At 66.7% G+C, this 21,947-nt stretch carries 24 protein-coding genes; 5 read left to right on the forward strand and 19 right to left on the reverse strand.

The features are described from left to right. Positions 1 to 149: 149 nt before the first annotated feature. From QQ25_RS04645 to QQ25_RS04690, 10 genes are all read right to left on the reverse strand, one after another. Positions 150 to 1,067, reverse strand: a complete 918-nt coding sequence (locus QQ25_RS04645; protein WP_039377499.1) for an SAM-dependent methyltransferase — start codon at positions 1,065 to 1,067, stop codon at positions 150 to 152. Next, complete coding sequence (gene mnhG, locus QQ25_RS04650) at positions 1,054 to 1,407, reverse strand: monovalent cation/H(+) antiporter subunit G (RefSeq protein WP_039314234.1); 354 nt, start codon at positions 1,405 to 1,407, stop codon at positions 1,054 to 1,056. Before mnhG ends, QQ25_RS04645 begins: the two co-directional genes overlap by 14 nt. Beyond that, positions 1,404 to 1,697, reverse strand: a complete 294-nt coding sequence (locus tag QQ25_RS04655; protein ID WP_039377500.1) for a monovalent cation/H+ antiporter complex subunit F — start codon at positions 1,695 to 1,697, stop codon at positions 1,404 to 1,406. Before QQ25_RS04655 ends, mnhG begins: the two co-directional genes overlap by 4 nt. Next, a complete protein-coding gene (locus QQ25_RS04660; RefSeq protein ID WP_082017407.1) occupies positions 1,694 to 2,263 on the reverse strand; it encodes a Na+/H+ antiporter subunit E in 570 nt (189 codons plus the stop codon). The genes QQ25_RS04655 and QQ25_RS04660 overlap by 4 nt, the downstream gene beginning before the upstream one ends. Next, on the reverse strand, positions 2,263 to 3,858 hold the full coding sequence (locus QQ25_RS04665) for a Na+/H+ antiporter subunit D (protein ID WP_039314240.1): 1,596 nt from the start codon (positions 3,856 to 3,858) through the stop codon (positions 2,263 to 2,265). Before QQ25_RS04665 ends, QQ25_RS04660 begins: the two co-directional genes overlap by 1 nt. Further along, positions 3,855 to 4,331 carry a Na(+)/H(+) antiporter subunit C gene (locus QQ25_RS04670; RefSeq protein ID WP_039377501.1) on the reverse strand — a complete coding sequence of 159 codons (477 nt, stop codon included), beginning with the start codon at positions 4,329 to 4,331 and terminating at the stop codon, positions 3,855 to 3,857. Before QQ25_RS04670 ends, QQ25_RS04665 begins: the two co-directional genes overlap by 4 nt. Then, a complete protein-coding gene (locus QQ25_RS04675; protein WP_039377502.1) occupies positions 4,328 to 7,210 on the reverse strand; it encodes a Na+/H+ antiporter subunit A in 2,883 nt (960 codons plus the stop codon). The genes QQ25_RS04670 and QQ25_RS04675 overlap by 4 nt, the downstream gene beginning before the upstream one ends. Positions 7,211 to 7,429: 219 nt before the next feature. Continuing rightward, positions 7,430 to 7,879: a DUF1707 domain-containing protein gene (locus tag QQ25_RS04680; protein WP_039314248.1), complete on the reverse strand. Its 450-nt coding sequence runs from the start codon at positions 7,877 to 7,879 to the stop codon at positions 7,430 to 7,432. Positions 7,880 to 7,939: 60 nt separating this feature from the next. Continuing rightward, entirely contained in the window at positions 7,940 to 8,437 is a 498-nt protein-coding gene (locus tag QQ25_RS04685; protein ID WP_039377504.1) for a hypothetical protein, read from the reverse strand. Beyond that, positions 8,434 to 8,823 (reverse strand): hypothetical protein, encoded by a 390-nt coding sequence (locus QQ25_RS04690; RefSeq protein ID WP_039314254.1) that lies wholly within the window; start codon positions 8,821 to 8,823, stop codon positions 8,434 to 8,436. Before QQ25_RS04690 ends, QQ25_RS04685 begins: the two co-directional genes overlap by 4 nt. A 21-nt stretch (positions 8,824 to 8,844) precedes the next feature. Here QQ25_RS04690 and QQ25_RS04695 point away from each other — a divergent pair, with 21 nt between their 5' ends. Further along, entirely contained in the window at positions 8,845 to 9,429 is a 585-nt protein-coding gene (locus QQ25_RS04695; protein WP_039377505.1) for a TetR/AcrR family transcriptional regulator, read from the forward strand. A 162-nt stretch (positions 9,430 to 9,591) separates the two neighbouring features. On the opposite strand, the gene QQ25_RS31275 is transcribed toward QQ25_RS04695, so the two are convergent. The 3 genes from QQ25_RS31275 to QQ25_RS04705 all read right to left on the reverse strand — a co-directional run bounded on the left by QQ25_RS31275 (position 9,592) and on the right by QQ25_RS04705 (position 11,576). Further along, a complete protein-coding gene (locus QQ25_RS31275; RefSeq protein ID WP_052235616.1) occupies positions 9,592 to 9,909 on the reverse strand; it encodes an ESX-1 secretion-associated protein in 318 nt (105 codons plus the stop codon). 37 nt (positions 9,910 to 9,946) lie between these two features. Further along, the gene (locus tag QQ25_RS04700) at positions 9,947 to 10,693 is read right to left on the reverse strand and encodes an EspA/EspE family type VII secretion system effector (RefSeq protein WP_052235617.1); all 747 of its coding nucleotides are present in this window, start codon (positions 10,691 to 10,693) and stop codon (positions 9,947 to 9,949) included. A gap of 136 nt (positions 10,694 to 10,829) precedes the next feature. After that, positions 10,830 to 11,576, reverse strand: a complete 747-nt coding sequence (locus QQ25_RS04705; protein WP_039377507.1) for a hypothetical protein — start codon at positions 11,574 to 11,576, stop codon at positions 10,830 to 10,832. 46 nt (positions 11,577 to 11,622) lie between these two features. On the opposite strand from QQ25_RS04705, the gene QQ25_RS04710 reads away from it, so the two are divergent. Then, positions 11,623 to 12,075 carry an SRPBCC family protein gene (locus QQ25_RS04710; protein WP_039377508.1) on the forward strand — a complete coding sequence of 151 codons (453 nt, stop codon included), beginning with the start codon at positions 11,623 to 11,625 and terminating at the stop codon, positions 12,073 to 12,075. Positions 12,076 to 12,570: 495 nt separating this feature from the next. Here the strand turns inward: QQ25_RS04710 and QQ25_RS04715 are convergent, their stop codons facing one another. From QQ25_RS04715 to QQ25_RS04740, 6 genes are read right to left on the reverse strand one after another with little or no spacing between them, the layout of a single operon-like run. Further along, entirely contained in the window at positions 12,571 to 14,781 is a 2,211-nt protein-coding gene (locus tag QQ25_RS04715; protein WP_039377509.1) for an AAA family ATPase, read from the reverse strand. A 1-nt stretch (position 14,782) separates the two neighbouring features. After that, the gene (pssA, locus tag QQ25_RS04720) at positions 14,783 to 15,664 is read right to left on the reverse strand and encodes a CDP-diacylglycerol--serine O-phosphatidyltransferase (RefSeq protein WP_039314268.1); all 882 of its coding nucleotides are present in this window, start codon (positions 15,662 to 15,664) and stop codon (positions 14,783 to 14,785) included. Beyond that, positions 15,661 to 16,359 carry a phosphatidylserine decarboxylase gene (locus QQ25_RS04725; protein ID WP_039314271.1) on the reverse strand — a complete coding sequence of 233 codons (699 nt, stop codon included), beginning with the start codon at positions 16,357 to 16,359 and terminating at the stop codon, positions 15,661 to 15,663. Before QQ25_RS04725 ends, pssA begins: the two co-directional genes overlap by 4 nt. A 35-nt stretch (positions 16,360 to 16,394) precedes the next feature. Further along, a complete protein-coding gene (gene moeA / locus QQ25_RS04730; RefSeq protein WP_039377807.1) occupies positions 16,395 to 17,591 on the reverse strand; it encodes a molybdopterin molybdotransferase MoeA in 1,197 nt (398 codons plus the stop codon). A gap of 2 nt (positions 17,592 to 17,593) precedes the next feature. Next, a complete protein-coding gene (locus tag QQ25_RS04735; RefSeq protein WP_039377510.1) occupies positions 17,594 to 18,517 on the reverse strand; it encodes an SDR family NAD(P)-dependent oxidoreductase in 924 nt (307 codons plus the stop codon). A 45-nt stretch (positions 18,518 to 18,562) separates the two neighbouring features. Continuing rightward, positions 18,563 to 19,843: a flavin-containing monooxygenase gene (locus QQ25_RS04740; protein ID WP_234711840.1), complete on the reverse strand. Its 1,281-nt coding sequence runs from the start codon at positions 19,841 to 19,843 to the stop codon at positions 18,563 to 18,565. 95 nt (positions 19,844 to 19,938) lie between these two features. Here QQ25_RS04740 and QQ25_RS04745 point away from each other — a divergent pair, with 95 nt between their 5' ends. Genes QQ25_RS04745 through QQ25_RS04755 form a run of 3 tightly spaced genes read left to right on the forward strand, consistent with a single transcriptional unit; the run spans position 19,939 to position 21,872 of the window. After that, positions 19,939 to 20,340, forward strand: coding sequence for a MerR family transcriptional regulator (locus tag QQ25_RS04745; protein ID WP_039377808.1), 402 nt, complete (start codon positions 19,939 to 19,941; stop codon positions 20,338 to 20,340). A 45-nt stretch (positions 20,341 to 20,385) separates the two neighbouring features. Further along, complete coding sequence (locus QQ25_RS04750) at positions 20,386 to 21,381, forward strand: HAD family hydrolase (protein ID WP_039314279.1); 996 nt, start codon at positions 20,386 to 20,388, stop codon at positions 21,379 to 21,381. Beyond that, positions 21,378 to 21,872, forward strand: a complete 495-nt coding sequence (locus QQ25_RS04755) for a PH domain-containing protein (protein WP_039377511.1) — start codon at positions 21,378 to 21,380, stop codon at positions 21,870 to 21,872. Before QQ25_RS04750 ends, QQ25_RS04755 begins: the two co-directional genes overlap by 4 nt. Positions 21,873 to 21,947 lie beyond the last annotated feature (75 nt).

A 21,947-nucleotide genomic window follows, 5' to 3' on the forward strand; every position in this document is an offset into this window, starting at 1 on the left:
TACTCGGGTGCAACATCCTCGGTGCCCAGCCGATTACGGGCGACTCGTGGGGTTGCCAAACGAAGACACTGTGGCGAATCTGCAGGCTTTTGCGGCAGATTCGTCGATTCACCTCGAGAAACTACAGGTTCGCCACAGGGACCCGCACCCTACATATGACCGGCAGTTTCGGTCAGAACACCCTCGACGAACTCGGTCGGCATGGTGCCGCCGGTGATGTCTGCGGGTATTGAGCGGTGGTAGCGCGCCATCAGATCATCGGCAGGCAGCGCCGCCACCTCCCAACAACGTTCGCTCAGCCACTCGGCGACATCGGCGCGGTCCTCGATGAACCAGAGTGCCTCCGGATCGGGCATGTCGTCCCCGGACTCGGCCGCCTCCTCGCGCATCTGGGCGATCTGCTCACGGCGTCGGGTCAGGTTCTCCTCGGAGAAGAAGCCTTCACCGAACGCCTCGACCGCGATTCGGCTGTCCCGTGCCGACAGTTCGGTGATGCGCTCGAAGAGGAGGTCCTGCGCCTCGGCGGGAAGGTAGGGCAGCAGGCCTTCGACCGACCACGCCGTCGGCTCGGTGGGGTCGAAACCCGCGTCCCGCAATGCCTTCGGCCAGTCCTGGCGCAGGTCGACGCCGACCGTCACGTGCCGGGCCTTCGGGGCAATCCGGTGGGCCGCGAGGACCTCCTCCTTGAACTGCAGCACCTGCGGTTGGTCGATCTCGAACACCACGCTGTCGTGGATCCACGGCAACCGCCAGGCGCGGGCGTCGAGCCCGGCCGCCAGGATCACCGACTGGCGGATACCCGCTGCGCCAGCGGCTACGAAGAACTCGTCGAACCACTTGGTCCGTGATGCGGCGTAATTGCCGATGGTGCGAATCCGCTGGGCCATCGCGCCGGTGGGCGGACGCCAGCCCCGCGCGGCCGCGGCGTCCAGAAACAGCTGCGCACACGGGTCGGTGAACAACGGGGAATCCGAGGCGGTCTCGTTGGCGCGAGCCAGTGCCACCCCGAGTGCGGTTTCGCCCACGCTCTCGGTGATTTCCCAGCTGTCGTCGTCAGTTCTGGCCATCGTCCTCAGTCTGCCCGAACTCGGCCATCTCGTCGCGGGTCAGCAGATCGTCGCGGATGGTCTGCTCCCGATAGGCCAGTTGTCCGACCCGGTTGGCCACCACCGGTGCGGTGATCAAGGTGAACAGCCCCGTGAGGATCACCATGCCGACATCGGCGTGACCGCGCAGCCGTATCGCCGCGCCCGCCAGCACCAGCAGCAGACCGAGCACCTGTGGCTTGGTGGCCGCGTGCATGCGGGACAGCGTGTCGGGAAAACGTACAACGCCGATCGCGGCCGTCAACGCCAGCGTCGACCCACTGAGAACCAGTACGGCGGTGATGATGTCGAGCACGTTCATCGCTGCCCCCGGCGTGACCGCGGCCGCGGGTCATCGGTGTCGGGAACACGGAAGCGGGCCACACTCACCGAGCCGACGAAGCTGATCAACGCCAGCGCGGTCAGGCTGTAGGTGACCGTGGCGTCGAGGCTGAACGCCGCCCACGTGCCGATGCCGCACATCGTCAACGCGATCAGGGTGTCCAGCGCAACCAGGCGGTCCAACGTGCTCGGCCCGGCCAGCACGCGGAACATGGTGATCGAGGCTGCCGCGGTCAACATGACCGCGGCGATGATCCATACGGTGGTCATGTGTTTCCCGCCTCCCGCTCGGCCGACGGTTGCCAATCGCTGTCCCGCTCGAACGCCGCCACCAGCAGCCGTTCGACCTGCTCGACCTGACGGTAGAACCGCTGCACCGTGCTGTCCGAGCCGACGTCGATGAGGTGAATGTAGAGAATCCGGCGGGACTGGTCGATCTCCAGCACGATCGAGCCGGGGATCAGGTTGAAGATGTTCACCGCGAGCGCCAGCACCAGGTCAGATTTCAGGTCCAGGTGGGCACGCAGCACTGCGACCAGCGGCGGGGGACCCGGCCGGATCGCCATCCAGGCCACCTGAAACGACGAGAGCACCAGGTAATAACCCACCAGCACAACAAGTTTCAGCAGCGACAGCAGGTGGAGTTTGCCTTCGACCGGCACTGAGGGCAGCGGCAACAGGACGGTGATGACCACCGCAACCACGAGGCCGCTGGCCATGTTGGCGACCGAGATGTGGCCCCACAGCAGCACCCAGACCATCATCAGGAAGCACAGCAGCCAGATCCGCAGCGCCGTGTGCCTCAGCTGCGGCCTCTTGTCCGCCGAATCGCTCATCAGGCCGGTCCTCCCAGCACCGCCGAGACGTACTCGCCACGGTCGAGCACCTCGGCCGCCGAGCGTTCGGCGTAGCCGAAGATCGGGCCGGCCGCGATCGTCAGTATCAACCCCACCGCGATCAGCGCGGCGGTCGGCACCAACATGCCGACCGGCATGCGTCCCACGCTGTCACGATCGGCGAACTCGATGTCCTCGGCGTCGTCGAGCAACACAGCCGGTGCCGCTGCGGACAGATGTCCTTCGGGGGCGTCGGCCCGGGCCCGCCAGAACGCCTTGGTCCACACCCTGGCCACCACATACAGGGTCAACAGGCTGGTGACGACGCCGCCGGCGACCAGCGTCCAAGCCAGCGCCGACCCGTTCGCGGCCCCCGCCTCCATCAGCGCCACCTTCCCGATGAAGCCCGAGAACGGCGGGATACCACCCAGATTGAGTGCGGGGACGACGAACACGAAGGCCAGTACCGGGCTGGCGGCGGCCAGGCCGCCGAGCCGGTTCAGCGTGGACGCGCCCGCCTGGCGCTCGATCAGCCCGACCACGAGGAACAGCGTCGTCTGCACCACGATGTGGTGGGCGACGTAATAGATCGCACCCGACATGCCCAGCTGATTGCCCAGCGCGACGCCGAACACCATGTAGCCGATGTGGCTGACCAAGGTAAACGACAGCAGCCGCTTGATGTCGCTCTGCGCGATGGCACCCAGGATGCCGATCACCATCGTGAGCAGCCCTGCCACCAGCAGCACCGAATCCAGGCTGCCGCCGGGGAACAACAACGCGTGAGCCCGGATGATCGCGTACACACCGACTTTCGTCAGCAACCCGGCGAACACCGCGGTGACCGGAGCCGGGGCCGTCGGATAGGAGTCGGGCAACCACGTCGACAGCGGGAACACCGCGGCCTTGATGCCGAACGCCACCAGCAGCACCGAGAACAGCGCGTTGCGGGTACCGGCGGGAACGTCGTCGAGGCGCACGGCCAACTCGGCCAGGTTCAGTGTTCCGGTGGCCGCGTAGACCAGTGCGATGCCGATCAGGAAGATCAGCGACGACACCATCGAGACCATCACGTAGGAGATGCCGGCCCGGACCCGCTCCTCGCTGGCGCCGATGGTCAGCAAGACGAAGCTCGCCGACAGCAGCACCTCGAAACCCACGAACAGGTTGAACAGGTCCCCGGCCAGGAACGCCGTGCACACTCCGGCCGAGAGCACCAGGTAGGTGGGCATGAAGATCGACACCGGCTGGCGTTCGTCGCCGTCGCGGATACCCTGCCCGATGGCGTAGGCGACGACCGCCAGCAGCACGATCGAGGACACCAAAAGCATCATGGCCGAGAGCCGGTCGACCACCAGGGTGATGCCCAGCGGGCCCATCCCCGGCACGCTCTGCCCCCAACCTCCGACATGCAGCACCAGCGTGCCGTCGCGATCGGCCAGGTACACCAGCGCCGCGCACACCGCGACGACGGCCACCAGGGCGATCTGGGTGATCAACCGCTGCAGCCGCGGCCGGCGTCCGGCGACGAGGGTCGCCGCGGCAGCGAGCGCCGGAATCAGCACCGGCAGCGGGATCAACGCCTGGGCCGTCATTTGGAACCCTCGAATCCCGGTAGCGCGTCGAGTTCGTCGGGTGCGTCGGTGTCGCGGCTGGCATCGGGCTGGGGGATGCCGTCGGCGGAGCCGGACTCGAGATCGTCGGCGCCGGCCTGCTGCGAGACGCGGGTGTCCTCGGGATCGTTGCTGACCTCTTCGACCGTCGTCAGCCGGTAGGACCGGTAGGCCAGGGCCAGCACGAAAGCCGCGATGCCCATGCTGATGACGATGGCCGTCAGGATCATGCCCTGCGCCAGTGGATCAGCCGTGGTGGTGGCGCCGTTGCTGGTACGCCCGCGGATCGGCGGATTGCCACCCGCACCGCCGACGGTGAGGATCAGCAGGTTGACCGCATTGCCGATCAGCAACAGCCCCAACAACATTCGGGTCAGATTGCGCTCGAGCAGCAGATATACCCCGGCGCTGGTCAGGCCGCCGATGATGATCAGCGGAATCAGGAAGGTCGTCATCGCGCCACCGCCTTCGACGTCGGGGAAACCGTGGCCGTCTCCACGTCCACCCGCGCGCCGAGGCTGCGCAGCACATCGAGTACCAGGCCGACCACGATGAGATACACACCGAGGTCGAAGAACAGTGCGGTCACCAGTTTGACGTGACCGAACACCGGAAGGTCGAACTGCAACACCGCCGACGACAGCGCGGGCGCACCCAGCAGGATCGAGGCGACGGCCGTGCCGGCCGACAATCCCAACCCCGTGCCGAGGATCTTGCCCGCATCCAGCGGCAGGGTCTCACCCAGTTCGTAACGGCCGCCGGCCAGATACCGCAGCACCAACGCCAGACCGGCGGTGAGCCCGCCCGCGAAACCTCCGCCGGGTGTGTTGTGCCCGGCGAAGAAGAAGTAGATGGACAGCACCATGATGAGCGGGAAGATCACCCGCGTCGCGACTTCCAGAACCAGTGACCGGTGCCGCGGATCGCGCATCTCCGAACCCCGCAACCACGTCACGTCACCGATGGCCGGGCTGTAGGCACCGACCGGCCCGATGTCGGGTTGCCCGGCGGCCGTACTGACCCGCGGGGCGGCGCCGAACCGGCGGTGCCGGAACACCAGCGAGGCGACGCCGGTCGCGGCCACCAGCAGCACCATGATCTCGCCCATGGTGTCCCAGGCTCGGATGTCGACCAGCAGCACGTTGACGGTGTTGGCGCCCTGGCCGCGGTAGTACGCGGCATCCGGGAGCAGCTCCGCGATGCCCGCGCCGGTGCGTGCGGCCATCGCATACACGGCCAGTGTGGTGACAGCGGCGCCCACAGTCAGGGCCAACAGGATTCGCGGCACGCGGTTGCGCGCGATGTTGGTGGCATCGGCCTCGGCCGGCAGAATCCGCAGCACCAGCACGAAGATCACCAAAACCAGTGTCTCGACCAGGAATTGGGTCAGCGCCAGATCGGGCGCGCCGTGGAAGGCGAAGATGGCGCCGCACCCGTAACCCGTCACGCCGACCAGCAGCACCGCGGCCAGGCGGTTGCGCATCACGATCGCCCCGATCGCGGCGGCCAGCATCAACAACCCGACCACCACCTGCAGCGGCGTGTCCCACAACGCGAAAACGGGCCGGTCCCGCATTCCCAGCGCCAGCGTCGCAATCGGCAGCGCCACCAACGTGCACAGGATCACCGACTGCGTGGCGGGTAGTGAGCCACGCTGGGTCGAGCCGGTCAAGCGCAGCGAAAGTACGTCCAGCCCACGGATGGTGGCGTCGTACATGCGGTCGGCGTTGCCCAGCGGTTGATAGGCGAAGCGCGTCCGCGGCAAGCGGCGACGGACCAGGAATGCCACGGTACCCACCACCAGGACCAACGCCGACAACAGCAACGGCAGGCCCAGCCCGTGCCACAACGCCAGGTGATAGCCGGATCCGCCGGGCATCGTGTCGGCATACTCGTCGAGCACCGAGTCCAACCCGGCCGGCCACAGGCCGAACAGCAGACCGGCCGCTGCCAAGATCGCCGGTGCGACCAGGAAAGTCGTTGGGGGACGGTGCATTTCGGCCACCCGCGGGCTGGGATCCGGCAACCCTTTGCCGGCGAAGGCTCCCCACATGAACCGCAGGCTGTAGATGGTGGTGAACACCGAGCCGATCACGATGCAGGCCAGTACATATGGCGCCGCGACACCAAGCGCAGGACTGTGCGCCACGGTCTCCAGGTCGGCTTCCTTGGCCACGAAACCGAAGAACGGCGGGAGGGCGGCCATGCTGGCGGTGGCGCCGATCGCGATGACGAGAAGCGGTCGATGCCGCCGGCCCAGCCCCGCAAGCCGACGGATGTCGCGCGTGCCGGTGGCATGGTCGATCACGCCGACCACCATGAACAATGCCGCCTTGAACATCGCATGCGCACATAGCATGGCCAGCCCGGCCAGCATCATGTCGCTGCCGCCGGCGCCGACCATCACGGTGATCAGACCCAGCTGGCTGACCGTGCCGAACGCCAGGATCAGTTTCAGGTCGTACTCACGGACCGCGCGCCATCCGGCCAACATCATGGTCGCCAGGCCGAGGCCCACCACCATGGGCCGCCAGAACGACGTGTCGGCAAATCCGGGCGTCATCCGTGCCACCAGGTAGACGCCGGCCTTCACCATGGCCGCGGCATGCAGGTAAGCGCTCACCGGGGTGGGGGCGGCCATCGCACCCGGCAGCCAGAAGTGCAGCGGCACGATGGCCGACTTGGACAGGGCGCCGACGAGGATCAGGGCCACCCCGACGGCGGCCGCCGTCCCGGTAGGAGGCGCGGCGATCAATTCGGAGAGCAGGTAGGTGCCGGCCAGGTTGCCCAGCACGACGATGCCGACCAGCATGGCCAGGCCGCCGAAGGTGGTCACCAGTAGTGCCTGGGTGGCGGCCCGGCGGCTGGTGGCCCGCTCGGCGTAGTGGCCGACCAGCAGGAACGACAACACCGTCGTGGTTTCCCAGAAGATGTACAGAACCAGCATGTTGTCGCTGACGACCAGGCCGAACATGGCACCGGAGAACGCCACCAGCTCGGCGGCGAAGCTGGGTAGCCGTTTCTCGATCTTTCCGTCGTGGTGATGGAAGTACTCGGCGCAGTAGAAGAGGACGAGCGCCCCGATGGCTAGCACCAGCACACTCATGATCGCTGCGAGGGAGTCGAACCGCAGCGTGATGTCCATCGACAGTTCGTCGACCCACGGGATGTTCAGGGTGGGCACGTGCTCGGCGTCGGGCCAGTTCGCCGCGACCCAGCCCAGGGAACCCAGGGGCACCAGCGCGAGAGGATAGAACGCCATCCGCCCCCATTTGGCCACCAGAAGTGGCGCCAGCGCGGTCGCGACCGCGTGGGCGAGCAGAACGGCGAGCATGGCACTCCGATCGGGTTGGGGTCGGGGTGTCAGCCTTATATGGCTTTCGGGCTTTGGTTACCCATTCTACGTGGGCCGTTGTGGCTCCGATCAGCGTGCAGAGCCGCGGCGCGCGACCGGATCGAAATCTCTTGGCAGCCAGAAAGGTTCTGATGGGGGTGGCACCAAGACCGGGCCGAGAAACAGCTTCAGGGCGGACACACCCTCAAACTGATCGCGTCATCCGATCCGCGCCGGGCGCGTCGCACCGTGAGCCAACACCGGAATGGCATGTGAGGCCACGCCGATACCCCAACCCATGATCGGCCAGACCGGCCAGAAGTACCAGCCGCCACCGCCGAGCCCGACGGCCAGCCAGATGCCGAGCATGAGCAGCGACCCGGCGAGGTAGGCGGCCAGATGGATCCGGACGCTCAACCGGGCAGCGCGCTGTTGGGCGGCGTGGCGTCGGGGATCGTTACGCCGGAGTCTGTTGACGGGGAGATCGGCTGTCAGTTGGCGTAGCTCGCCGGTGGTCTGCGCTTGGAAGGCCGACTGCAGCCGATCCTCGTATTCGGGCATGGTCAGATAGCCCTGGCTGAGGGCCTGGCCGAGGTCATTGGCGGTCCGCTCACGCTCCCGGTCCCCGGCGCGCGCAGTTTCTACGGTGGGTAGGGCGGTGTCGGCCATCTCAACTCCCGTGAATCTAGTCGGTGACTAGTTACACCTTCCCACTTGAACTTGCCACCGTCAAGATGCTGTCGTGGCCGCTTCCTTCTCCGCCAGCTCGCGCAAAGTGAGCAGCTGTTTGCGCATCATCACCACATCGCCGAGTGCCAGCGCCCAGCCGATGATCCGCGGGCCCGCGAACCGGACTCGCACGTGTAACCGTGTGCTCTCTCCGGTCTGGGCCCGCACCGCGTAGGTGACCGCGACCCTCCCGGACTGCAACGTCACGTGCTCATCCTCGACGAACGAGCGCAGGGTGAACATCTCCATGAAGCGTTGGCCGATCTCGAGCCGCGTGAGTTCTGGATCCCGTGTGCGTGGGCTGCGCCGGCCGATGTTGTCGAGCAGGTCGTAGCTGTACGGCGCAACTCGAAGCTGGCACAGCCAGGCGAACACGGTGGCCGGTGGGGCGTCGATGCTGATGGCCCGGTCCGCTGATATCGCGGCGTCGGATGCGAGCGCGTCGCATGGCAGTTTGGCGGCACATTCACTCGCCGTGGCGCCCCAATTCAGGCTCACGCCAGCACGTCCGGGCGTGGGCGCAATTGTCCCGCAATGCGTTTGAGCGTCTGGCGGACCGCAACCTTGTGGGCTCCCGAGCTGATCACCAGGGCGCGGTAGATCTTGCCGTGGAGGCCGGGGAACGCGGCCCAGCTCTGTGACCGCACCCGGGTGCGGTGCGGGCCCAGGTCATCCAGTTCAAAGACCCACTCGTAGATCGAGAACGGGTGACGGCCCTTGAGGACCAGGCGTTGACGCGGCGTGCACTCGCCGATTGCGAAGCCGAACGGGGCGCGAGGCTCGGCGGGGTCACCGCACATCGCGCGTAGTACGGCGGCCCATGTCGTAGCGGCGTCGGCGTCGACGGTTGTGGCATGCTCATCGATATAGGGTAAACGTTCCATATAGAAGGACTGTACTAGATCATGGCACCGCCGCGGAAGCATGAAACCGATGCGATCTTGGATGCGACGCGGGCGCTGGTGCTTGCCGAAGGGCCAAGGGCCGCAAGCGTTGCGGCAATCGCCAAGGTCAGCGGGGCTCCGGCGGGCACGTTGTATCACCGGTTCGGCAACCGCAATGGCGTATTGACCGCGGCCTGGCTGCGGGCGTTGGAGCGGTTTCAATCCCGCGCGATGGCGGCGAGTGGCGAGAGCCCGGTCGAGGCGGCGGTGGCGATGGGGGTGGCGGCCGTGGACTTCGCGCGTTCGGTTCCCGAGGATGCCCGCCTGTTGTTGACCATCCGGCCGCGCGACCTGCTCGACGGCGCGCCCGATGCAGAATTCACCGCGACGCTCGCCGCGATGAACGCCCCGCTGGTGGAGCGGCTACGCGAGTTGGCCCGGGCGATATTCGGCGATGACGATCCCCGCTCGATGGATGCCATGGCGCGTGCCGTCGTCGACCTGCCCTATGCCGCGGTGCGCCGCCACGCCAACTCCGCTGAGCTGCCGGCCTGGATGGAGGAGGACCTGGCCGAGGCTGTGCGGAAGTTGTTGACGGTTGGGTGAATTGGTCGTGGGGGTTGGGAATGTGGTGTGCCGGACACTGTGGCGAATGTGCAGTCTGTTGGGCTGATTTCGGCATTTCATCGCAACAGAGTGCATGTTCGTCACAGTGCGCTGCAGGAGTGTTGCGGCGCGAGTTGGCTCAGGGATTAGCGGTTGGCCCGCTCAACGCGGGGGCATCTGGCCGTCGAGGTTGGCGCCCTCATGCTGATCGGTAGTGGTGTAGTCGGTGGCAGCCTGCCTGAGCTTCACGGCCAGGTCGGTCGAGATCAGATGCATCTTCCCGGCCGCTTCGCGGCGAGATGCTTCTGCCGATTGCAGCGCCATCGCTGTCGCATAGCAGACAAGGCCATGGCTCTGGAAGACATGGGCCGACGCCCCGTCGGGCGCGGATTTCGCCTTCTCGATCTGAGACGCGGCTTCCTCTTGAGGCACCGATTTCAAGCGGATGTCGTCGGAGACTTTCAGGGCAGGCTGTGTCATCGCGGTGCCTTACTTGTGTCGGGACGAGGGAAGGAAATCACTGCGGCGCCGGGCCGAAGCCGCCGCCGGGGATTTCGGCGGTAGATGTCAATGCATCGTAGTCGTGGGTAATCTTGTCTATCTGAGCTGCATTCGCTTTGCCTTCGTGGACCGTGTTCTCCACTCGGTCCATCGCGAACGGCACGGTCGCCATTACTGAGGCAGCTTCGAAAGCTAAGGATATTGCTGGTCCGCCAGGTCCCCAGAACTTCATTGCGATTGCTGCTGGAATGCATAGGGCGAGCGCCGTCTGGCGTTTCGATACAAAGTCGCGTGCTTTTTGGACCTGGTCGGCCTCTGTGAAGAGCACCGCTTGAATCGCACGGTCGTAACTTGCCATATTGTTCGCACGGTCTTGCTGTTCGGTAGTCCGCGCACCGTAAGCATCCGATGCATCGCCCTGCCAGTCAGGCGGTGGTGCAGCGGTGCCAAGTGTCTGATGGGCGACGTCGAATTGATCGGCACCTCGGCCGAATCGTTCGCCGTCCTCCGGCCTGCCAAAACCCAGCGTATTGCTGGCGATTGTCAGCATGATCAGGCCGCCGTTGATGATCGGCGTACTTGCGGCAGCGGCATACTTGGCCGGACCGACTGACGCGAGAGTTTGCATCATTCCGGTGAAGTCGCTGGCAATGCCAGCCATCGCCCACGGAACGCTGGAACTCGCCCCGGCGACGTGGTCAGCGGCGCCCCCAAGGTAGTTACCACCCATGTAGACCGCATTCACGATATTCAAGGTGCCCATGAGGTGTTCCGTTTCGCTGATGGCGCCGTGGACTGTGCCCCAACGCCGTGATCACGGGTTAGCTCGGAAGACCCTAACACCGCGACTGTGCCCTGGAACGCACCAAATTGTGCATCGAGCACGACACCTGGTCCGATCAGCGCTTGGCGTTTGGACTCCCACCTGCCTGCATCGCGTGGATCCGGTCGAGCGCGCGTCCGTCGGTGAGCTCGTCGCGTTTTTCAGGGTGGCGCCAGTAGAACCGCATCAACTCGATGAGGGCAGTGCCTTTCGGGGTGTAGCTGCCCGGCGAGTCCATCGCCAGTACCGAACCATCCTTCATGGTGATCACCATGGGGGTCCAGAAGCGTTCCTCCGTGGGGAGCTTGTCTGTCACTGAGGCGATGTCGTCCCACTGTCCAGAGTGCAAACAACCAAGATTGACAAACTTGAACTTCTCGGCAGTGAGCAGCATGTAGCTGGTACCCCCTTGCCGCTTGAATACGAACCAGAACCATCCGGCAACCAATCCGGTGGCGCCGAAGGCGATGGGGAAGACTTGGGCGACTCCCTCGGGTAGCGGTAGGTAGAGCCAGCCAGACATCCATGCGATCACCATCGATAAGCCAGATAGTGCTAGGGCGGCGTTAGATCTCCGCTGACTCGCCTCTACGCGACTATCCGGGCGTAATACCGTGCCCGATTCGTTGAGTTTCGCATCGATCGCCGCATTTTTCGATGCCGCCAACTGGGTGGCTACAAACAACCAGGTGGCAAGAAGCCCAACCGCGATCACTGCGGTGACGAAGGCCGAATGTTTGATCGCGATAAATGCCCAGATGCCGCATACCACCGCAAGAATGAGGTTGAGCGTGATGCCAAATCGCCTGCTGAAGTTTTCCATTTAGCCCCTCATGTGTGCCCGCAGTTCTGTGGGTATCGTCTGGCCCATGGATGATACGGCCGAAGTCTCAAGGGTTGTCGCAGCCAGTCGGGAGATCGCCGCACCAGCGGAGGTCATCTTCGAGTTGATCGCCGACCCTTCACAGCAGCCTCGGTGGGATGGCAATGAGAATCTGGCAGAGGCTGCGTCGGGGCAGCGGGTTCGTGCGGTCGGGGACGTCTTCGTCATGACGATCAGCCAGGGCGGAGACCGTGAGAACCGGATCGTTGAGTTCGAGGAAGGCCGGCGGATCGCTTGGCGGCCATCGGAAGTCGGCAAGGAACCGCCTGGTCACTTGTGGCGTTGGGAGCTGGAACCGTTGGGGGACAATCGAACCCTCGTCACCCACACCTACGACTGGACGCAGTTGAACGACGAGAAGCGGTTGGTGCGCGCGCGGGCGACCACCGCGGACAAGCTGCAGGGATCGATCGATCGACTGGCATCGATCGCCGAGTAGTCAAAGTCGCATTTGTCTCGGTGGTCACGGCTCGGCAAGCACGTGCCGTTGTGCCCGCCTGTGCGCGACAATCGAGCGACTATCGCCACACGCGTCATGGTGGCACCTTTGGTCACGAGCGCGGTGTTTACTTCCATCGCGTGGACACCGTTTTGCCTCGTGTGCCACAGATTTCGGCGTGCCCACCTTCAGCGACAGTGTCGCTCGTAGTCGGGCACTGGACTGGTGATTCTGTCGGGGTGCCCGTTATCCGAAGTGGCAGATGAGGTTGCGGGGTGCGGGGCCAGTGGTATTCAAGTGGTTCAGGAGGCGATTGTCGCTCGATTGTCGCGCATAGCCGGGCAGGTCGAGTACCCCTTCCGCCGCCGTGGCTGCTGGTGCATACGGGACCGCGGTGAAACCTCGCGACGGATGTGCCGCGTAACCGGGAGCGCCGGACCCAGCAAGGGAGCGGCCACGCGCGTGCCGGTGACGACGACGCTCAGGTCGACAGCGTCACCGTCCCGCGGCGAACTCCCGCAAGGATTCCACCTGCGCCGCGTCCAGTGACGGCCGCACGGTGTCACGGGCTTTCGCCACATCAGCAGCGGTGACGTCGGCCGCGTCGATGGACCGGCGCATCGCCGTCAACGCCGCTTCGCGCAACAGGGCCACGCAATCGGCCGCGCTGTAGCCATCCAACTCAGTAGCCAGGGAGTCGAGGTCGACATCAGCGGCCAATGGAATGGATTTGCCTGAGGTACGCAGGATTTCGCGGCGCGCCTCGGCATCGGGGGGTTCGACGAACACCAGCCGCTCCAGCCGGCCCGGCCGCAGCAGCGCGGGGTCGATGAGATCAGGGCGGTTCGTGGCCCCCAGCACGACGACGTCGCGCATCGGTTCTATGCCGTCGAGTTCGGTCAGCAGGGCGGCCACCACCCGGTCGGTCACGCCGGAATCGAAGCTCTGCCCGCGTCGCGGGGCCAGCGCGTCGATCTCGTCGAGGAACACCAGCGACGGTGCCGAATCACGCGCGCGGGCGAACAGCTCGCGCACCGCCTTCTCGGATGAGCCGACCCACTTGTCCATCAGCTCAGCACCTTTGACGGCATGCACCGAGAGCCGTCCGGAACTGGCCAGTGCCCGCACCACGAAGGTCTTACCGCAGCCGGGCGGGCCGTACAGCAGCACACCACGCGGCGGCTGCACCCCGAGCCGCTCGAACGTGTCGGGATGCTCCAGCGGCCACAACACCGCCTCGGTGAGGGCCTGTTTGGTCTGGACCATGTCGCCGACGTCATCGAGGGTGATCGAGCCGACCGACACCTCCTCGGCCGCCGACCTCGAAAGCGGACGGATCACTGTCAGCGCACCGGTCAGGTCCTCTTGCCACAGCACCGGCTCATTGCCGTCGGCGCTGGCCCGGGACGCTGCCCGCAGTGCGCCTTCACGCACCAGGGCAGCCAGATCGGCGACCACGAAACCCGGTGTGCGGTCCGCGATCTGACCCAAATCCAGCTCGGCCGTCGGCACGCCGCGCAGCAGCACCCCCAGCAGTGACTTGCGGGTGGCAGCATCGGGCAGGGTCAGAGCGAGTTCCCGGTCGCACAGATCGGGCGCTCGCAATCGGGGATCCACCCCGACGGGTACTGCCGAGGTCGCGATGAAGGCCGCCCCGCGGGTGGCCACGGCATCCCGCAACTCGGAGATGATCAGGGCCGCAACCGGATCGGGAGGCCGGTCGGTGGCGGCAGGCAACAGAGCGTCGACGTCGGAGATCAGCAGCACGCCGCCGCCGTCGCGCACGGTGGACACCGCGCTGGACACCCGGCTCAACCGATCGTCGGCGGCAAGCGCACCCACCTCGGGCCCGTCGAGTTCCACCAACCGTCGCTCGGCGCAGACCGTGCGCACCATGGTGGCCTTGCCGGCCCCGGCGGGACCCGTCACCAAGACACCGAGATGGGGTGTGGCGCCCAGGGTTTCGAGAAGCTCGGGCTCGTCGAGCGACAGCTTGAGCCATTCGGTGAGCTTGCCGGCCTGGACGTGGGAGCCTTTGAGATCGTCGAAGCTGACCGCCGGTTCGGTACGCGCGGGGCTGATCGTATGGGCACCGGTGGACTCGGATGTGCTCGGCTCGAGCGCCGATCCCCAGGACACCACCGAATTCGGTTGAATGCTCACGGGTCCCGCCGGATCGACCCCGGTGACCGTCAGCAGCTCCGAGGTCCAGGTGATGCCCACCGACGACGCCAACGCCGAGGTGGCCGCCGATGTGGACGTGCCGGGCCCCAGATCGCGGGGCAGCAGTGACACCGTGTCGCCGACCGTCATCACCTTGCCCAGCAGTGCCTGGCGCAGCGTCGCCGACGAAATCGAATCGGTCGCCAGCCTGGACCCGGTCACGGTGACCGCGCGGGCTCCGTACACCGTCACCGGCGCGACGATCACCGTGGCGGTCTCGCGCACCCCGGCATTGGACAACGTGACATCGTCGAGCAGTGCGGTTCCGGTCGGGGTGCCGCTGGGCGCAATGCCGACGACGGCGGCTGTGGTGCGGGAACCGGTCAGCGCGACCGCATCCCACTCGCGGAGCCCAAGCGCCGCGATGGCTTCCGGATGCAGCCGGACCACCCCACGCCGGGAGTCGAGCGCCGAAGTGTTCAGCCGTGCCGTCAGGCGCAGATGCCCGAGCGCGTGATCCTCGCCGACCTCGAGCTCCGACATGTCAGCGCCCCGGCTTCCGCAGCCCGAGTCGGGCCATCGACCGCCGGTGCGGTTGCGCTCGGCGCGTCGCACGGCGAGCGGCGCGCCGCTGCTGCGGCTTGGCATCCCAGGACTCTGGGTGGCTGGCCACCCACTTCTTGGTTCGTACCGCGAACGGGATGTGGATCACGTAGGCCACGATGATCACCATGATCACGATGTAGCCGTAGAACACCGACGCGGCGACACCGATGGCGACCAGTGCCAGCAAGGGCGCCACCATGTTCGGCGACACCGAGAACGTGTGGATCTTGCGCATCGGGATCCGGCTGACCACCAGAAGCGAGACGCCGATCATCCAGATCGACACCGCCCACTCGGTGGTCCACCAGCCCTCGCCGAACTGCATCTTGGCGGCCAGCAAGCCGATCGCACCGATGGCGCCGGCCGGCGCGGGCATCCCGACGAAGTACTCCTTCTCATACGCCGGCTGATCCACGTCGAGCAGTGCGTTGAATCGGGCGAGCCGCAACACGATGCACACCGCGTACAGCAGCACCACGATCCACCCGATGCGCGAGTTCGACAGCAGCGTGCCGTAAACGATGAAAGCCGGTGCAACACCGAAATTCACCGCATCGGCCAGCGAGTCGATCTCCTCGCCCATCTTGGAGGTCGCGTTGAGCATGCGGGCCACCCGGCCGTCGAGCGCGTCGAGGATCGCGGCAACCGCCAAGAACGCCATCGACTCGGTGGGCCGGCCGTCGAGCGCCATCTTCACGGCCGACAAACCCAGGCAGATGGCGGCCACCGTCATCGCGCTCGGCAGCATCCGCACCGTGAACGGCGGCGGCTTCATGCGGCCCTTGATCAACGATGGGGGCCTCACACGCGGCTTGATCATGGCAGCTCCGCCAGGACGGTTTCGCCGGCCAGCGTTCGCTGGCCCCGGCTGACGAGCAGTTTCGAACCGGCGGGGAGGTAGGTGTCCAGCCGGGAACCGAACCGGATCAGACCGTAGGTCTCACCGATCGCGAGTTTGTCGCCGACGTGCGCGTTGCACACGATGCGCCGGGCGACGAGCCCGGCGATCTGCACGGCGATGACCTCGGTGCCGTCGGGCGTGCGGATGACGACGCTGTTGCGCTCGTTGTCCTCGCTCGCGGCCTCGAGCTCGGCCGAATGGAAGCGCCCGGGGCGGTGCTGGACGGCCACCACGTCACCGGCGATCGGAGCCCGTTGCACGTGGGCGTCGAGGATCGACAGGAAGATGCTCACCCGCGGCAGCGGGACGTCGGGTAGGCCCAGCTCGGCCGGGGGCACGGCCTCCTCGATCAGGCACACCAGCCCGTCGGCGGGGGCGACGACCACGCCGGGCCGGGTCGGCGCCACCCGCGGTGGGTGGCGGAAGAACGCCGCGTTCGCCCCGGCGGCCAACAGGCCGGCCCGCCGCACCCAGCGGTGCTTACGGCCGAGGGCCGCCACGGCGAGGCTCGCGCCGACGAACGGTAGGCCCGCCGAATGCATCGGCGGAACACTGGATCGCACCAGCGCCGCAAGGCGTTCTGGTCCGGACTGGAGGTCGGGGCGTCTGGCCATCGGGAGGATTCTACGTGCGCAGGGCGTCGGAATAGCTAGGTCAGGTCCCAGACGGGAACCGTCGACCCCGCCTTGAGTTCGGTGATGTCCTCGGCGATCTCCAACAGACAGTTCGCCGAGGCGAGCCAGCGCAGGTGGTGTGAGGCCGGAGGACCGTAGCTGCTCACCGTGTCCCCGGTCAGTACGCCCCGGCGGAACTGCCGCTTTCCGCGCGGCGAGGTCACATCCTCGGTCAGCTGTGCGGTGCGCCGCGGCCGGTCCGGCTCGGCGTGGCCCATCGCGGCACGCAGCGGCGAGCGGACGAACACCTCGAACGAAACCAGCGCACTGACCGGGTTGCCGGGCAACGTGATGATCGGGACCCCGTTGACGGTGCCGGCACCCTGGGGCATTCCGGGCTGCATCGCCACCTTCACGAACTCCACCTGATCAGACAGTGAATCCTTGACCACCTCATACGCGCCTGCGCTGACCCCGCCGGTGGTGATGATCAGATCTACGGAGTCGTTGGAGCGGGTGTGTTGGGCCAGCGCGGCGCGGAAGGCATCGACGTCGTCGGCGGACATCGGCGCGATGGTGGCCTGCGCGCCGGCGTCGCGGACCGCGGCGGCCAGCATCACCGCATTCGACTCGTAGATCTGCCCAGGCTGCAGCTCGGTGCCCGGCGCCACCAGCTCCGTGCCGGTGGACATCACCATGACGCGCTGCGGCGGCAACACAGGCAGCGTGGCCAGCCCCAGCGCCGCGGCCAGTCCGAGGGCGGCCGGGGTGATCACCTGACCGGCGCGCAGCACGGTGGTGCCCGCGGTGACGTCCTCACCGGCGCGGCGGACGTGCTGGCCCTCGCGCGCGGCCGCCCGGATGGTCACGGTGTCCGTCGCGCCGTCGGTGGCCTCGACCGGAACGACCGCGGTGGCACCGGACGGCAGCGGCGCCCCGGTCATGATGCGGTGCACCGTCCCGGGCCGCAGTGTCAGCGGGTCGGTGCGGCCGGCCGGGATGTCCTCGGCGACCGGCAACCGGACGGGGCTGTCCTCGGTGGCCGCTGCAATATCGGCGGCGACGACGGCGTATCCGTCCATCGCGGAGTTGTCGAAGCCGGGTAGTGACAGCGGGGCCACCACATCGGCGCCCAGCACCAGGCCGAGCGTGTCGTTGAGTGGAAGATCTTGTGATGCACGGGTTTTGAACAGGCCGGCGACGATCTTCTGGTGTTCTTCGACGGTCCGCATGATCACACCGGGAAGCTGACGCCGGTGAGTTCTTCCGACACGGTCCAGAGCCGGTGCTGCAGGTCCTCGTCATGCGACTGCTTGCTGGAGGTCACCAGCTTCGGGTGTCCGACCATCTCACGGAAACCCGACGGGCCGTAGTACTGACCGCCGCGCACGGCTGGATCGGTGGCCGCGCGCAGCGTGGCGAGCGCGCCCTTTGCGGGGCTGTTGGTGAACAGGCTCGCGAGCTGGCTGTAGCCGGGCAGCCCGGTGCCCGGGATGTGGCGCATGAGTTCGGTGTTCGACAGACCCGGATGGGCGGCCACCGCGATGGTGGGCGCATTCTTCGCGGCGAGGCGCCGCTGCAGCTCGTAGGTGAACAGCAGGTTGGACAGTTTGGACTGTCCGTACGCGGCCACCCGGTTGTAGCTGCGTTCCCACTGCAGGTCGTCGAAGTGGATGGCGGCCTGGATGCGGTGCGCGACGCTGGCGACCGCGACCACGCGGGACCCGTCGACTCCGAGCAGGTGATCCAGCAGCAGGCCGGTCAGTGCGAACGCGCCCAGATGGTTGGTGCCGAACTGCAGCTCGAAACCGTCGACGGTGGTCTGCTTCGGCGGGTACATCACCCCGGCGTTGTTGATCAGCAGGTCGATACGCGGATAGGCGGCCTTGAGCTCGTCGGCGACGGTGCGGACCGAATCCAGCGAGCCCACATCGAGCTGCTGCAGTTTGAGGTCGGCCTTCGGCACCGCGGCCGTGATCCGGTCGACGGCCTGACGGCCCTTGTCCAGGTTGCGCACCGCGACGACGACGTGCGCCCCCTTGGCGGCGAGCACACGGGCGGTCTCATACCCCAGACCGGTGTTGGAGCCGGTGACGATCGCGATCCGGCCGGACTGATCGGGAACATCGGCCTCGGTCCACTTGGAATTGGCGCTCATGGCTCGAACTCTACGGGTGCGCCGGTATACCTCACACTGCTGCGATCAGTGAGGCCGAGGGCCTCGACCGCATGACGTGATCGATATGGATCTGGCCGGCGATGAACCGTCCGTTGTCCGCGACAGCGGCCAGACCCGCCCGGGCCAGCGAGTGACCGTCAGGCAGCCCCGCGTAGTACAGACCGGGCAATGCCCCAGGATGCCGCCCTGCTGGAGCGGCACCCCGTTCTCGTCGAGCGCGTGAGCGGGAAGGATCCGATAATCAGGGCGGAATCCGGTGCACCACACGATGGTTGAGATGTGGTGGGGGACCAGGTCGAGCCGGGTGTCGAAGCCCGCGATCGCATCGAGATTCACGGCCGGTGCCGTTTCGGCCTCGGGGGCGACGAAGCCGCGGTCGCGCAGCCCGGCGTCGATCTTGTTGATCACCTCTCGGTATGAGAGAGCGGACTCCTCGGCGATGTCGATGACGTTGTCTTCCAGCGTCAGCACGTTTCCACGCGCCCCGCGCACCGAGCCGACCAGCACGACACCCTTCTCGGCCAACGTGCCGAGATTGAGTTCAGCGGTGCCAAGCCTGTTGCCGCACACCGGTAATCCGGGGAGTCGTGAGTTGTCGTCGGCAGCGGCGGTGACGAAGTCGTCGTACAGCGAGAACACGTGCATCCATTCTTGGATGGTGCGGCCGCGGTAGTGCCGGGGCCAGGCTCGGTGCCGTCCCACGGCCAGGAAGACCCGTCGTCCGGCGTCTGTCAGTTCATCGGCGATCTGCTGACCGCTGATCCCCGCACCGACCACCAGGACCGACCCGTCCGGAAGCGAGTCGGGATTGCGGTAGTCGGACGAATGTGTTTGGTGGATGGCCGAATCGATGTCGCAGGACAGGATGGGCTTGCGCGGTTGGGCGTAGCCGCCGACCGCCGCGACGAGGTTGCGCGATTCGACCGTCCCGCCGTCGTGTAGTCGGGTTCTGAACCGCACGTCGTCATCGGGCGCGCCGAACCGACTCTCGACGGCCTGTACCGGGGTGTGCTCGCGGACCGTCAGGTCGTGGTCCCGCACATAGCGTCGCAGATAGCCGGCCACCTGCGGCCCCGACGGCAGGGCGAGCGGATCGTCGCCGTCGTAGTCCCAGCCGGGCAGCCGGATCGATCGGTTGCCGCTCCCGACGAGCAGGCTGTCCCACCGTTCGTGTGCCCAGCGTTGGCCGACCTCGCCCTTCTCGAAGACAATCGCCTCGTGCCCGATTTCCTGTAGCGCTCCGGCCACGCCGCAGCCTTGCTGGCCGGCGCCGATGATGACGGTCTCGATGTACTCGTTGCTCATGGAGAGCCTTTCTTTTCGTGGCCAGTTAGTTAGGGTGACCTAACAAGAGCACTTCAAGTCGGCTTCAGATCAAGGTCGTGAACGCGGTGGGTGACATGAGTGACGACGACTTCATCGGCATCGGTGCGGCCGCGCGGCGGTTCGGTCTGGCCGAATCGGCACTGCGGTACTGGGAGAAGCGCGGCCTGCTCCATCCGGCCCAGCGCCGGTCCAGCTGGCGGCTGTACGGCCCGGAGCAACTCCACCGGATCGGGCTGATCAAGATGTGGCGGGAGAGCGGGCTCATGAGCCTCGACGAGATCGAGGCCATCGTCACCGCAGGTAACCATGACTGGCGCGACGCCGTGCGCGACCGCCTGCAGGAGATTGCACGGCAACAGGATCGGCTGGCGAACGCCAAGGAGCACCTCGAGCACCTACTGACCTGTCCGGACGAGAATCCGGCCGAGGACTGTCCGTACCTGCGGAAGATGACGGCTCAGTACCCGGCGCGGTAAGCCGGGTGCTGGACGGGACTCCGGCGCCATAGCAGTGTGGGAGTCATGCGCACACTGCCGGCGGTCCTGCTCACCATTCTGCTGTGCATCACCGGGTGTTCACCGGACGACCGTGCCGCAGATCCGTTGTCCGCGTGGAACGACACGTCGGCGAAGAGTTCGATCACCGACTACGTCAAACGCGTCACCACCGCGGACACCCCCGATTTCGTGGCGCCGGAGGACCGCATCGCGGTATTCGACAACGACGGGACGCTGTGGGCCGAGGCACCGGTGCCGTTCCAGGCGGCGTTCGTCTTCGACGAGCTCAGACGCAGGGCTCCGCAGGAGCCGGCGCTGGCCGCCGATCCCATGGTGCAGGCGGCGCTCAAGGGCGACGTGGCAACGCTGCTCGCGGGCGAGAGGCACGACGGTCTGTTGCACGTCCTGGCGCTCACCCATGCCGGGATGACCACCGAAGAGTTCGACAAGCGCGTGACCGACTGGATGGCCACCGCCAAGCACCCCCGTTTCGACCGGCCCTACGATCAGCTGACGTACGAACCGCAGCAACAGCTGCTGAACTATCTGCGGGACAACGGGTTCCGCACCTACATCGTTTCCGGCGGGGGCGCGGACTTCATGCGGGTGTTCGCGCAGCGGGTGTACGGCATCCCGCCCGGGCAGGTGGTCGGCTCCACCGGCACCACCAAATACGAACTGCGGGACGGCAAACCGGTGCTCGTCAAGACCCTGGACTACGTATTCGTCGACGACAAGGCGGGAAAGCCGTCGGGCATCCACGAATTCATCGGCCGGCGCCCCATTCTGGCGGTCGGCAACAGCGACGGTGACCAGGCGATGCTGGAGTACACCACCATCGACAACCCGCGACCCAGCCTGGGTGTGCTGATCCACCACACCGACGCAGAGCGCGAATACGCCTACGACGCCCACCCACCGGCCTCGGGAAAACTCGTCACCGCGCTGCAGGCGGCCGGGCCGAACGGCTGGACCGTCGTCGATATGAAGAACGATTGGAAGACGGTGTTCGCCCAGTGAATCTGGTCGATCCGGCCCAGCCGCCGAGCCGTAAGGCGCCACTGGTGTGGGCGCTGAGCGCGGCCATCCCGTGGGCCATGCTGGCCTTCGCCCAGTTGATCTGGTTCGTGCTCGATTCACGGATGCCGTGGCTGCACATCGCGGCCGCAGCCGTCACGGTCGTGGGCGCGGTGGTGTTCGTGGTCGTCGTCCCGCTGTGGCGCTACCGCGTGCACCGGTGGGACATCAACGTCGGATCCGGCACACCCGCGGTGTACACGCGCACCGGGTGGCTGGTGCAGGAGCGCCGCATCGCGCCCATCTCCCGCGTGCAGACCGTGGACACCTACCGCGGCCCGCTGGATCGGCTGTTCGGCCTGGCCAATGTCACGGTGACGACGGCGTCCTCGGCCGGTGCCGTGCGCATCGTGGCGCTCGACGACGATGTCGCCGAACGGGTGGTGGCGCAGCTGACCGATATCGCGGCGATCGGTGAACAGGACGCCACGTGACGCCGCCGGCCGAGCCGGTCATCGGGCCGCCGCCGGCTGAGCCGGCCGCCCAGCCGCCATGGCAGCGGCTGAGCC

The organism is Mycolicibacterium setense (genome assembly GCF_000805385.1).
Lineage (GTDB): Bacteria > Actinomycetota > Actinomycetes > Mycobacteriales > Mycobacteriaceae > Mycobacterium > Mycobacterium setense.

Coding starts and splice junctions, on each gene's coding strand:
- QQ25_RS04680 (WP_039314248.1), bottom strand. CDS start 7,879: ATGGCCGACACCGCCCTACCCACCGTAGAAACTGCGCGCGCCGGGGAC.
- QQ25_RS04665 (WP_039314240.1), bottom strand. CDS start 3,858: ATGACGGCCCAGGCGTTGATCCCGCTGCCGGTGCTGATTCCGGCGCTC.
- QQ25_RS04715 (WP_039377509.1), bottom strand. CDS start 14,781: ATGTCGGAGCTCGAGGTCGGCGAGGATCACGCGCTCGGGCATCTGCGC.
- QQ25_RS04725 (WP_039314271.1), bottom strand. CDS start 16,359: ATGGCCAGACGCCCCGACCTCCAGTCCGGACCAGAACGCCTTGCGGCG.
- QQ25_RS04740 (WP_234711840.1), bottom strand. CDS start 19,843: ATGAGCAACGAGTACATCGAGACCGTCATCATCGGCGCCGGCCAGCAA.
- QQ25_RS04645 (WP_039377499.1), bottom strand. CDS start 1,067: ATGGCCAGAACTGACGACGACAGCTGGGAAATCACCGAGAGCGTGGGC.
- moeA (WP_039377807.1), bottom strand. CDS start 17,591: ATGCGGACCGTCGAAGAACACCAGAAGATCGTCGCCGGCCTGTTCAAA.
- QQ25_RS04695 (WP_039377505.1), top strand. CDS start 8,845: ATGGCACCGCCGCGGAAGCATGAAACCGATGCGATCTTGGATGCGACG.
- QQ25_RS04690 (WP_039314254.1), bottom strand. CDS start 8,823: ATGGAACGTTTACCCTATATCGATGAGCATGCCACAACCGTCGACGCC.
- QQ25_RS04660 (WP_082017407.1), bottom strand. CDS start 2,263: ATGAGCGATTCGGCGGACAAGAGGCCGCAGCTGAGGCACACGGCGCTG.
- QQ25_RS04700 (WP_052235617.1), bottom strand. CDS start 10,693: ATGGGCACCTTGAATATCGTGAATGCGGTCTACATGGGTGGTAACTAC.
- QQ25_RS04670 (WP_039377501.1), bottom strand. CDS start 4,331: ATGACGACCTTCCTGATTCCGCTGATCATCATCGGCGGCCTGACCAGC.
- mnhG (WP_039314234.1), bottom strand. CDS start 1,407: ATGAACGTGCTCGACATCATCACCGCCGTACTGGTTCTCAGTGGGTCG.
- pssA (WP_039314268.1), bottom strand. CDS start 15,664: ATGATCAAGCCGCGTGTGAGGCCCCCATCGTTGATCAAGGGCCGCATG.
- QQ25_RS04705 (WP_039377507.1), bottom strand. CDS start 11,576: ATGGAAAACTTCAGCAGGCGATTTGGCATCACGCTCAACCTCATTCTT.
- QQ25_RS04750 (WP_039314279.1), top strand. CDS start 20,386: ATGCGCACACTGCCGGCGGTCCTGCTCACCATTCTGCTGTGCATCACC.
- QQ25_RS31275 (WP_052235616.1), bottom strand. CDS start 9,909: ATGACACAGCCTGCCCTGAAAGTCTCCGACGACATCCGCTTGAAATCG.
- QQ25_RS04745 (WP_039377808.1), top strand. CDS start 19,939: ATGAGTGACGACGACTTCATCGGCATCGGTGCGGCCGCGCGGCGGTTC.
- QQ25_RS04735 (WP_039377510.1), bottom strand. CDS start 18,517: ATGAGCGCCAATTCCAAGTGGACCGAGGCCGATGTTCCCGATCAGTCC.
- QQ25_RS04710 (WP_039377508.1), top strand. CDS start 11,623: ATGGATGATACGGCCGAAGTCTCAAGGGTTGTCGCAGCCAGTCGGGAG.
- QQ25_RS04675 (WP_039377502.1), bottom strand. CDS start 7,210: ATGCTCGCCGTTCTGCTCGCCCACGCGGTCGCGACCGCGCTGGCGCCA.
- QQ25_RS04655 (WP_039377500.1), bottom strand. CDS start 1,697: ATGACCACCGTATGGATCATCGCCGCGGTCATGTTGACCGCGGCAGCC.